This window comes from Desulfovibrio sp. SGI.102 (genome assembly GCF_050314315.1).
Lineage (GTDB): Bacteria > Desulfobacterota > Desulfovibrionia > Desulfovibrionales > Desulfovibrionaceae > Desulfovibrio.
Window position 1 is genome coordinate 42314 of record NZ_JBNPNC010000014.1, and the last position, 9745, is coordinate 52058.

At 65.3% G+C, this 9745-nt stretch carries 9 protein-coding genes; 3 read left to right on the forward strand and 6 right to left on the reverse strand.

The genetic code is table 11. From position 1 onward, the window contains the following. Positions 1–47: 47 nt before the first annotated feature. From ACQRCJ_RS04975 to ACQRCJ_RS04985, 3 genes are all read right to left on the reverse strand, one after another. Positions 48–740, reverse strand: a complete 693-nt coding sequence (locus ACQRCJ_RS04975) for a B3/B4 domain-containing protein (protein WP_303931614.1) — start codon at positions 738–740, stop codon at positions 48–50. A gap of 504 nt (positions 741–1244) precedes the next feature. Next, complete coding sequence (locus tag ACQRCJ_RS04980) at positions 1245–2069, reverse strand: metallophosphoesterase (protein ID WP_168936286.1); 825 nt, start codon at positions 2067–2069, stop codon at positions 1245–1247. A gap of 19 nt (positions 2070–2088) precedes the next feature. Continuing rightward, a complete protein-coding gene (locus tag ACQRCJ_RS04985; RefSeq protein ID WP_168936285.1) occupies positions 2089–3414 on the reverse strand; it encodes an MFS transporter in 1326 nt (441 codons plus the stop codon). On the opposite strand from ACQRCJ_RS04985, the gene ACQRCJ_RS04990 reads away from it, so the two are divergent. The 3 genes from ACQRCJ_RS04990 to ACQRCJ_RS05000 all read left to right on the forward strand — a co-directional run bounded on the left by ACQRCJ_RS04990 (position 3413) and on the right by ACQRCJ_RS05000 (position 6397). Beyond that, positions 3413–3571: a hypothetical protein gene (locus tag ACQRCJ_RS04990; RefSeq protein WP_168936284.1), complete on the forward strand. Its 159-nt coding sequence runs from the start codon at positions 3413–3415 to the stop codon at positions 3569–3571. The genes ACQRCJ_RS04985 and ACQRCJ_RS04990 overlap by 2 nt on opposite strands. Positions 3572–3689: 118 nt before the next feature. Beyond that, on the forward strand, positions 3690–4802 hold the full coding sequence (locus ACQRCJ_RS04995; RefSeq protein ID WP_168936283.1) for a LacI family DNA-binding transcriptional regulator: 1113 nt from the start codon (positions 3690–3692) through the stop codon (positions 4800–4802). Positions 4803–4897: 95 nt separating this feature from the next. Continuing rightward, positions 4898–6397, forward strand: coding sequence for an outer membrane homotrimeric porin (locus ACQRCJ_RS05000; RefSeq protein WP_204675099.1), 1500 nt, complete (start codon positions 4898–4900; stop codon positions 6395–6397). 252 nt (positions 6398–6649) lie between these two features. Here ACQRCJ_RS05000 and ACQRCJ_RS05005 read toward each other — a convergent pair whose 3' ends face one another. From ACQRCJ_RS05005 to trpB, 3 genes are all read right to left on the reverse strand, one after another. Continuing rightward, positions 6650–7207, reverse strand: coding sequence for a Fe-S-containing hydro-lyase (locus ACQRCJ_RS05005; RefSeq protein WP_168936281.1), 558 nt, complete (start codon positions 7205–7207; stop codon positions 6650–6652). 9 nt (positions 7208–7216) lie between these two features. After that, positions 7217–8062, reverse strand: a complete 846-nt coding sequence (locus tag ACQRCJ_RS05010; protein ID WP_321031948.1) for a fumarate hydratase — start codon at positions 8060–8062, stop codon at positions 7217–7219. Positions 8063–8325: 263 nt separating this feature from the next. Beyond that, the gene (trpB, locus tag ACQRCJ_RS05015; protein WP_303932025.1) at positions 8326–9552 is read right to left on the reverse strand and encodes a tryptophan synthase subunit beta; all 1227 of its coding nucleotides are present in this window, start codon (positions 9550–9552) and stop codon (positions 8326–8328) included. Between the last annotated feature and the right edge of the window lie 193 nt (positions 9553–9745).

Sequence of the window (9745 nt, forward strand, 5' to 3'; positions counted from 1 at the left end):
GCGCAGGCAAACGGCGTTTGGGAGCCGTTGCGGCTGCCGGGGATATCCTAGCCCTGGACGCACCAGGGATCGCACAGGGGACGGCAGCGGCAGAAGCGGGCGAAGGCGGCGGCGCTGATGCGCAGCGCCTCTTCCACGGGGGCCGCTCCGTCAAAACCGTAGATGATGGTCAGACAGACGCGCGTCCGTTCATCCACCAGAGCGCGGGTGGAATCGCTGACAGGGCTGCCGAAGGGGCCCAGCGCATCGGCCAGCAGGGGCAGGTTCTCCAGATTGAGGCCGCCCTTGCCGATACCTTCGTAGGTCTCGCCCGGCAGGCCGCGGCGGAGGGTGATGTCGCCCCGGAGATTGGCAAGCGTGTAGCTGCCCAGGGAAAAGCCCGTCTCCAGCGAGGCGATGTTGTTGGCGTCCACCACGCTGTTGATGGCGTACAGTCCCTTGCCCTGCTTGAGGCGGCGGTACAGGGCCTCGGAAGAGATGCGGTAGCGGCCGGGGTCCTTGCCGCAGGCCTTGCAGCCCGCACGCGAGGGCCCCAGGTTGGGCCACTGGGCCAGGGGCTCGCCTTCCATGCGGGCCACGAGACGGGGGGCCAGCTCGTTGTCCAGATAGTCCTGACAGTCAGGGCGGCTGGGTTCGACCTCCACTTCATGGACGAGACAGCCCAGGCAGAGGCCGGGCACACGGGCGAGGATGTCGGCATCGGGACGGATGACGGGACGGGTAAAAGGAGAATCGCTCACGGGATGATCCTTGGCAGAGTCTGTACGGCGTCACCGGCCGGCACGGTGGACGCGGAAGCGCGGGGACGTGCCGGCGCGCCGGTCCCTGCGGCAGGGCAGGGACAAAAGCTGATTTTAGCACGGGGCGACAGCGGCCTCAAGCCGGAGGGGCGGGGCCGGAGCGGACGAGGTACAGGTTGCCAGAAGCCGGAAAGGGACGGTCCTGCAGGCGCGTTTTCGGAAAAATATGGTGCAACCGCAGGAGAGGGCCCGGCCCTGTGCGAAAGGCAAGGGCAGGAAAGCGGGGCGTTGACGGATCTTGTGCGCGTTTTCCGCTTTTGGCGGGCCTGTCCTGTCTGCGTTCCCTTCTCCGTGCGGGCTGGTGTGGAGAGGCGGACAAAAAAAGGAGCATCCGGCGGGGATGCTCCTGTTGAAGGTGACGCACGGCGCCGGAGTTGTGCGGACGGCGCTGTGTGGACATGAAGGAAAAAAGAAGACGGCAGGCCTGAGCCTGCCGTCCTGGTATCAGTCTTCCACGGGGTTGACGGAATCCGCGAAGGGATGGGGACCGGAGAAGTCCACATCGGCGGGGATCTGGCACACGTGGCTGTTGAGGTGGCTGCCGTCCCAGTGGTGCAGCATATAGCCGGGCATCTCCATACGGAAGGTGTCGCCGCCCTCGGGGCTGAGGTCGAGGTCGATCTGCATGGAGATGGAAGGCACGGTCAGGGCCAGGCCCTGCGCCCAGGCAGTGAAGATGGGGCGGTGCATGTGGCCGCAGCACAGGCGGGCCCAGGGCGCGCGGGACAGCACGTCACGCAGCAGGTCGGCGCCTTCGAAGGGTTCGTCCATGGCTCCCATGCCCGTGATGAAGGGCGGATGATGCATGAAGACCAGGGCCGGGCGGCTGCTGTCTTCCTGCAGGCAGGCGTCCAGCCAGCGGGCCATGGCTTCGGGACAGTGGCCGCTGTGGGAACCGGGCTCCATGCTGTCCAGCATGACCAGGCGCACTTCGCCCATGTCCACGCAATGGCAGACGCGCGGCGGCACGGGGCTTTCTTCGGGTACCCAGCCCTTGAGGATGGCACGCATGCGGTCACGGCGGTCATGGTTGCCGGGCACGGCGTAGATGGGCACGGGCAGGTCGCCGAGTGCCTCGTAGAGCATGTGGTAGGCATGCTCGTCACCGCTGTCGGCCAGGTCGCCGGTGATGACGATGGCGTCGGGCATGCGGTTCAGGGCGTGCAGATAGGCCGCCGCCGTGCGCAGGCAGGCGGGCGTGTCCACCTTGCGGAAGGAGAGCTTGCCGTCGCCGCGCAGGTGCAGGTCCGATATTTGCAGGATTTCCATGATGACAACCCGTATACGCCTAGATATGCTCGGCGTCGTCACCGTGCTTGCGCTGGGCGGCGCTGCTCTTGCGCTGGATGGCAAAGGCCGAGAGGGCGCTGGTCACGGCCGCGAGCAGGGTGAAGAGGCAGACATACAGGGGATCGCCTTCGTTCCAGTTGATGAGGAAGGTGCACAGGCCGGGCACGATGCCGGCCACCAGGAAGCCGGGGAACTGGTAGACGATGGAGATGCCGGTGTAGCGCACGTCCGGCGGGAACAGGTCGGAGAACAGGGCGGCTTCGGGGCCGAAGACACCGGCGTAGAACACGCTGATGGGGATGATGATGGCCAGGGCGATGAGGAAGAGGCTGCCGCCGCTGCCTTCCATGAGCCAGAACGACGGGAAGATGGACAGACCGCAGAGCAGGCTGGACACACCGTAGACCATGCCGCGGCCGTAGCGGTCGGCCAGGCGGCCGGCGATGAGGATGAAGGGGCACATGAGCAGGGCCGCGATCATGACGATGGTCAGGGCCTGGGTACGCTCGATGCTGATGTACTGCACCAGGTAGCTGATGACGAACACGGCCAGCACGTTGAAGAACACGCCGTCGATCCAGCGGGCGCCCACGCCCAGGGCGATGTTGCCGGGATGGTTGCGGCAGACCTTGACGATGGGCAGGGTCTTGTCGGCGGTCTTGCCGGAATCCTTGGCCTTCTGGAAGTCGGGGGTCTCAAGGATGTGCAGGCGGATGTACAGGGCCACACCCACCAGCACCACGCTGATGAGGAAGGCGATGCGCCAGCCCCATTCCAGGAACTGCTGGTCGGTCAGGCTGGCGGAGAGCAGGGCCACCACGCCGGAGGACAGGCACAGGCCCGTGGCCAGGCCCATCTGGGGGATACTGGCATAGAAGGCGCGCTCACGCTTGCTGGCGTATTCGTAGGTCATGAGCACGGAGCCGCCCCATTCGCCGCCCAGGCCCAGGCCCTGCATGAGGCGGAAAGTCTGGAGGATGATGGGAGCGGCGATGCCGATCTGGGCATAGGTGGGCACCAGACCGATGCCGATGGTGGCCACGCCCATGATGAGCATGGTCAGCACCAGCATGCTCTTGCGGCCGATCTTGTCACCGAAGTGGCCGAAGACGAAAGCGCCGAACGGGCGGGCCAGGTAGCCGATGGCAAAGGTGCTGTAGGCCAGCAGGGTCCCGATGAAGGGGTCGTCGGTGGGGAAGTAGAGCTTGTTGAAAACGATGCCCGCCACGACGCCGTAAAGGAAGAAATCGTACCATTCGATGGTGGCGCCCAGCAGGCTGGCCAGGGCCACGGTACGGATCTGTTTCTGGGAGGGAGGATTCATGCCTGCTCCTGAAAATTTGGTTGAAGTTTATTTAATTTTTAATCATCGGGGCCGCTCCGGGGCCGCCCGGCAAAAGACGCTGGGAGAAGGCTGCCATAGCAGGAAAAATAAGACAAGAGGGGCAAGGCCCGGACAGAATATTTTCATGGAAATGTAACATTATTTTACATGAAAAAGACTAAAATCGGCCGTTTGGGCAGGTAGTCTTGATTAATTTTTAATTAAAAATTAAATTTAACAGCAACGTTTTTTATCTATTGCGCAGGGAGGTGCCCATGCAACGCAGCCAGCGCGTCACTCTGGCAGACATCGCCGCCCGCAGCGGCGTCTCCACAGCCACCGCGTCCATGATCCTTTCGGAGCGGCCGGACGTCTCTTTCTCGCGCGAGACGGTCCTCAAGGTGCGCGAGGCGGCCGAGGCCCTCGGCTACCGGGGCATCCGGCGGCACCGACCCTCGCACCTCATGGCCGAGAAGAGCGTGGCCATCCTCTGCCCCAATGTGGTCAACCCCTACTATGCGACCCTGGTGCAGTCCGTGCAGGATGCCGCCGCCCGGCACGACTACGACACCATGGTCTTCCCCACCTACCGTGATGCCGCTGTGGAGGCCCGCCTGCTGCGTACCCTGTCGGCCGCTTCCATCGGGGGCATCGTCTTCTGTGCCATGCCGCTGTGCCCGGCACAGGCCGAACTGGCCAACCGGGAGACGCCCGTGGTGGTCATCGGCGACAGGGACGCCAGCCTCAATCTGGATACGGTGGAACTCAACAACTATAACGCGGGCGTGCTGGTGGCCCGCTACCTCATCGGGCTGGGGCACCGTTCCGTCGCCTGCATCGCCACGCCCCTGAACAAGGACAACTCGGCACGGCTGCGGCGTCTGGAAGGCCTGCGCGACGTGTTCCGCGAGGCCTGTCCCGAAGGCCGCTTCCTTGTCCGCACCTGCACCATCACGCCCGAACAGGAGCGCGGCGACCTGAACATCGAACACCGTACCGGCTACACTCTGGCCCGGCGCTGCATGGCCGAGCGGGACATCACGGCCTTCGTGGCCGTCAACGACATGGTGGCCTACGGCGTGCTGGACGCCATCCTGGAGAGCGGCGCGCGGGTGCCGGAAGATTACAGCCTGTGCGGCTTCGACAACATCTATCCTTCGCACTTCTCGCGGGTGGGCCTGACCACGGTGGAGCACCACATCGCGGAAAAGGGCCGCAGCGCGCTGGAGATGCTCCACAACCGCATCACCAGCGGCCCCGGGTGCAGCATCACCCGCGTGGAGGTGATGCCGGAGCTGGTCGTGCGCAGCAGTACCGGGCCCGCGCCCGTACAGCGGCAGGCGGGCGGGCCGCTGGGCAGGCCGCAGGACGAAGACGAGGGGCGGTAAAAAAAATTTGACGCGCCATCTTGCCAGCCGGAACGCCGGCGGCTATGCTGCCTCCTGTCTTTCGGGACAGAAATTCGCCTCATGAAGGATACGCCATGAAAAAGATCGCAACGCTCCTCCTGGCCGCCGGCCTGCTCTTTTCCGCCGCGGGCATGGCCCAGGCCATCGACTTCAAGATCCGCGGCCAGTGGATCATGGCCTTTGATTACGGCGAGCATGGCGCCTTCACCGGCGGCAACGGCATGACCGGTTACAAGAAGGGCAACGAGGACAACTTCGAGGCCCGCCAGCGCCTGCGCCTGCAACTGGATGCCGTGGCCTCGGAAAACCTTTCCGGTTCCGTCATCTTTGAAATGGGCGACCAGATCTGGGGCCAGAGCGCCACCGGCGGTGCCCTGGGCGCCGACGGCACGGTGGTGGAAGTCAAGAACGCCTGGCTGGACTGGATGGTGCCGGATACCGACATCAAGGTCCGCATGGGCCTGCAGGGCTTTTTCCTGCCCAGCATGACCACCGGCAGCCAGGTGTGGGGCGATGACGCCGCCGGCATCACGGCCAGCTGGCAGATCAACGAGAACGTGGCCCTCACCGCTTTGTGGGCGCGCCTGTACAACGACAATTTCCAGGGCTACGGCGACGACGGCCTCCGCAAGAACTACATGGACAATGTGGATGTGGCGGCCCTGCTGCTGCCCCTGACCTTCGACGGTTTCCGCCTGACGCCCTGGGCCATGTACGCGGGCATCGGTCCCAACAGCCTTGATGCCGACCACGCCAACGACTGGAAGAGCGTGGGCGTTTCGGGCATCCAGTATCTGGCGGGCATGCTGCCTGCCGGTGGCGCGTCCCACAACAGCCGCATGGACCTGTACGGCAATGCCTTCTGGGCGGGCCTGACCGGCGAGCTGACCCTGCTGGATCCCTGGCGCATCGCCTGGGACCTGAACTACGGTTCCGTGAGCTATGACGACACTTCCGCCAACCGCGCCGGCTGGCTGGCCTCGCTGCTGGTGGAATACGATCTGGGCTGGACCAAGCCCGGCATCTACGGCTGGTACGCTTCCGGCGATGACGACGACCGCGGCAACGGTTCCGAGCGCATGCCCTATCTCAGCGTGGCCAACGTGCACAACGCCTGGTCGCACTATGCCTTCAACGGCAACGAGTACATCTCCCGCGAAGGCGCGGTGGGCAACGGCATGACGGGCACCTGGGGCGTGGGCCTGCAGCTGCGCGACGTCAACGTCATCGAAGACCTGTACCAGACCTTCCGCGTCAACCTCATCGGCGGTACTAACGACCCCGGCATGGCCAAGTGGCTGTCCTCGCAGGGGCTGGCGGCCAATTCCGGCGCCCTGTCCGGGACGGTGGGCATGGACGGCCTCTACCTGACCCGCCAGGACTATGCCCTGGAATGGGGCCTGACCAGCACCACGAAGGTGACCGAGAATTTCACCGTGGCCCTGGATGTGGCCTATGTGGCCCTGTGGCTGGATCATGACAGCAGCGTGTGGGGCAACAGCCGCATGAACGGCCGCAACGACGAAGTGCGCGACGCCTGGAACTTCAGCCTTTCCTACATGTACAGCTTCTAGCGGGCTGCCCGCAGCCTGACGGGAGTACAACGCAAAACGCAAAAGTGGCGGACGGGAAAATTCCTGTCCGCCGCTTTTATTTTTGACAACTATCGAACCCTCTGCCGGGAGACCGGCAGGCAGGGACACGCCCGCGTGAGAGGCTGCCCGTCATCCTCCATAATGAAACGCGTTGGGGGAGGGATGGGGGCGAGGGGGAAGGGGACCCCTTTGCGCGTCAGTCAAAGGGGTCCCCTTCCCCCGCATCATCCATCAGAGCTTCCTGTAGGGGGCCTGACCGGTCTCGTAATAATTGTCACCGGTGCTGTCGATGACCACGATGGCCGGGAAGTCTTCCACTTCCAGCGCGGCCACGGCTTCGGGGCCCAGGTCGGGGTAGGCCAGCACCGTGTATTTCTTGATGCGCTGCGAGATGAGCGCCCCGGCACCGCCCACGGCCGCCAGATAGGGCACGCCGTGCCGCTTCATGGCTTCCACCACTTCGGGCTTGCGGTAGCCCTTGCCGATCATGCCGCGCAGGCCCCGGGCCAGCAGGGTGGGCGTGTAGGCGTCCATGCGCCCGGCCGTGGTGGGCCCGGCCGCGCCGATGGCCCGGCCCGGTCTGGCCGGACTGGGGCCCACATAATAGATGACCGCCCCGTCCAGATCCACTGGCAGCTCTTCGCCCCGGTCAAGGGCCTCCACCAGGCGCTTGTGGGCGGCATCGCGGGCGGCGATGATGGTGCCCGTGATGAGCACCCGGTCACCGGCGCGCAGGGAACGGGCCGTGGCTTCGTCGAAGGGCGCGCGGATACGTTTTACATCGGACATGGCAGCCTCCTACAGACGCACTTCGGCGTGACGCGCCGCATGGCAGTTGATGTTGACCGCCACCGGCAGGGAGGCGATGTGGGTGGGGGCCCATTCCACATGCACCTTGAGTGCCGTGGTCTCGCCGCCCAGGCCCTGGGGGCCGATACCCGTGCGGTTGATGAGCCCCAGCAGCTCGTCCTCGAAGGCGGCGTAGCGGGGATCGGGGTTGCGGCTTTCCAGATCGCGGGCCGCGGCGCGCTTGGCGCACAGAGCGGCCACTTCCATGGTGCCGCCCAGGCCCACGCCCACCACCATGGGCGGGCAGGAGTTGGGCCCGGCCGCCAGCACGGCGTCCAGCACTACCTTGCGCACACCTTCGATGCCGTCGGCGGGCACCAGCATCTTGACCACGCTCTTGTTCTCGGAACCGGCGCCCTTGGGGGCCAGACGCAGGGTCAGTCCGTCGCCGGGCACGATGCGGGTGTGGATGACGGCCGGGGTGTTGTCGCCCGTGTTCTTGCGCTCGAACAGGGGCTCGGCCACACAGGACTTGCGCAGATAGCCGTCCACATAGCCGCGGCGCACGCCTTCGTGGATGGCGGCTTCAAAATCGCCGCCCGTGATGTGCACGTCCTGCCCCACCTCGGCAAAGACCACGGCCAGACCGGTGTCCTGGCAGATGGGGATGTCGTCCCGCGCGGCGATGTCCGCATTTTCCAGCAATTGTTCCAGGATGTTGCGCCCCACGGGCGAAGGCTCTTTGTCCAGCCGCTGCCGGAACGCGTCCCGGACATCGGCGGGCAGATGACAGCAGGCCTGCACGGCCAGCTTTGCCACGGCGGCACTGATGGTCGCGGCGTCGATCTCTCGCATGGTGTGCCTCGTCAGAATGGAATTTGCCTGACGGCCGCCCGCAGGGGCAGGCATGGTCAGGAGATGAACAGGGCCCCGGGCGCCCCCCTGTACTGGGAGAGCTCCTTCCGGAGCCGTGAGGTGGCGTTACCATCCAAGGGGATGGACTGTCACGTCTCTTGTGTCAAAAAAAACAGACCGGCACAGGGTGTGCCGGTCTGCGGGATCGCATTGGCGAAGAGGCCGTGAGGGGAGGGCGTGGCCTGCCCCCGGCCGTGACATCGTTAGTCGCCGGCAGGCACGAAGGCGCCGCTGTTCACCAGATCGGCCACCTGGGCCACGTCCTTGTCGCCGCGGCCGGACAGGTTCACCAAGATGATGGCGTCCTTGTCCATGGTGGGGGCCAGCTTCATGGCATGGGCCAGCGCGTGGGAGGATTCCAGCGCGGGCAGGATGCCCTCGTTGCGCGACAGGGCATAGAAAGCCTGCAGGGCCTCTTCATCGGTGATGTTCACGTATTCGGCACGACCGGCATCCTTGAGTTCGGCCAGTTCGGGGCCCACGGAAGGATAGTCCAGACCGGCGGAGATGGAGTAGACCTCGCCGGCCTCGCCCTTTTCGTCCTTGATCATGTAGGAATTGAAGCCGTGCAGCACGCCGGGCTCGCCGTAGCAGAGCGAGGCCGCATGCTGGCCGTAGCCGTTGCCGCGGCCGCCGGGCTCCACGCCGATGAGGCGCACGCCCTCGTCATGCACGAAGCCGGAGAACAGGCCCACGGCATTGGAGCCGCCGCCCACGCAGGCCATGGCCACATCGGGCAGGCGACCGGCAAATTCCAGCATCTGGGCGCGGGCCTCGCTGCCGATGACGGACTGGAAGTGGCGCACCATGAGCGGGTAGGGGTGCGGGCCCACGGCGGAACCCAGCACATAGAAGGTCTCGGGTTCGTTGACCCACATTTCCAGGGCCTCGTCCACGGCTTCCTTGAGGGTGCGCTGGCCGCTCATGGCCGTATGCACGCGGGCGCCCAGCATCTCCATGCGGGTCACGTTGAGGTGCTGGCGGACGACGTCCACCTCGCCCATGCAGATGACGCATTCCAGGCCCATGAGGGCGGCGCTGGCCGCGGTGCCCACGCCATGCTGGCCCGCGCCGGTCTCGGCGATGACGCGGGTCTTGCCCATGCGTTTGGCCAGCAGGCACTGGCCGATGGTATTGTTGACCTTGTGGGCGCCCAGATGGTTGAGGTCTTCGCGCTTGAGCCAGATCTGCGCGCCGCCCAGCTTCTTGCTGAGGTTGCGGCAGTGGAAGACCGGGCTGGGACGACCGGCAAAATGCAGCAGCAGGCGCTGCATCTCGCGCGTGAATTCGGGGTCGGCCAGAGCCTCCTTGAAGGCCTGGTCCAGTTCGTCCAGGCGGGCTTTGATGGCGTCAGGCACATACTGGCCGCCATACGCGCCGAAGAAGCCCTTGCTGTCAGGCTGGCAGAAGGCTTTGATATCCTTGCTCATGGTCGCTCCTTTACGCACGCAGCGGCGTGCGGATTATTCAGTATTGGAAGCTATCCACACTATGCTGTCCGCGGGCGGGCGTCAAGAAAGCACAGTATCGGGCCCGCCCCGGCCGGGCGCAGGCTCCGGCAGGGGCGCTTGAGACACGGGGCATTTTCGTGTAGGTTCAGCCTTCCATTTTACAGGAGGCGCA